The sequence below is a fragment of the Streptomyces sp. NPDC052109 genome, from assembly GCF_040680195.1.
Classification (GTDB): Bacteria; Actinomycetota; Actinomycetes; order Streptomycetales; family Streptomycetaceae; genus Streptomyces.
The window spans coordinates 1-1,070 of record NZ_JBFAWF010000078.1 but is presented as its reverse complement, the minus strand read 5'-3'; the positions used below and the strand labels follow the sequence as shown (position 1 = coordinate 1,070).

General features: G+C 70.7%; 1 protein-coding gene. It reads right to left on the bottom strand.

Annotated elements, in window-relative coordinates:
• The coding region (locus AB0L59_RS42275; RefSeq protein ID WP_365593545.1) for a condensation domain-containing protein at positions 1–1,070 on the bottom strand (1,070 nt) is incomplete at both ends.

Sequence of the window (1,070 nt, the reverse complement as noted above, 5' to 3'; positions counted from 1 at the left end):
GCCACGTGATGCATCACCACCACCAGCGCCCGCAACTCCGCACCGGCCTCGAACAACCACGCCCTGATGGGCAGCTCGGACGCCAGATCGAAGGTATGGCTCAGCGCCCCGTCGACCGCGGCGGAGAGATCCTCCGGCGCCACCTCGGCCACCGTCAGCCGCCAGTCCACCTCCTGCGGATCCAGGATGTGCTGGTACGGCTCACCGTCGACCACCGGGAACACCGTCCGCAGCACCTCGTGCCGCCCGAGCACGTCCAGGAACGCTGCACCCAGGGCCTCGGCGTCCACGTCTCCGGAGAGCCGGATGACCGCCGGGATGTTGTAGGCGGCGCCGTCTCCTTCGAGCTGGTTGATGAACCAGAGCCGGCGCTGCGCGTACGACAGCGGCACCCGCTCCGGCCGCTCCACCGCCGTCAGCGCCACCCGCGCCCGCTCCGCACCCGACAGCCGCGCCGCGAGCCCGGCCACGGTCGGCGCCTCGAACAGCACCCGCAGCGGCACCTCCACACCCAGGATCGAACGCACCCGGCTCACCAGACGCACCGCCAGCAGGGAGTGCCCTCCGAGGGCGAAGAAGTCGTCGTCCACGCCGACGCCCTCCAGGCCCAGCACCTCGGCGAAGGCAGCACAGAGGATCTCCTCCTGCACGCTCGTCGGGCCACGACCGGCACCGGTGGTGTACGCGGGGGCGGGCAGCGCTTTGCGGTCCAGCTTGCCGTTCACCGACAACGGCAGCGCGTCCAGGACCACGACGGCGGAGGGAACCATGTACTCCGGCAGCCGGGACGCGACGAAGTCGGTGAGGTGATGGGTGAGTTCCTCCCGACCGTCATCGCCTTCGGGGACGAGGTAGGCGACCAGGCGTTTGTCGCCCGGCGTGTCCTCGCGTACGACGACGGCGGCCTGAGCCACCCGGGGATGCGCGGCGATGGCCGCCTGGACCTCACCGAGCTCGATCCGGAAACCACGGACCTTGACCTGCTCGTCGGCACGCCCGACGTACTCCAGCTGACCGTCCGCCCGCCAGCGCACGATGTCACCGGTACGGTACAGACGCTCACCCACACC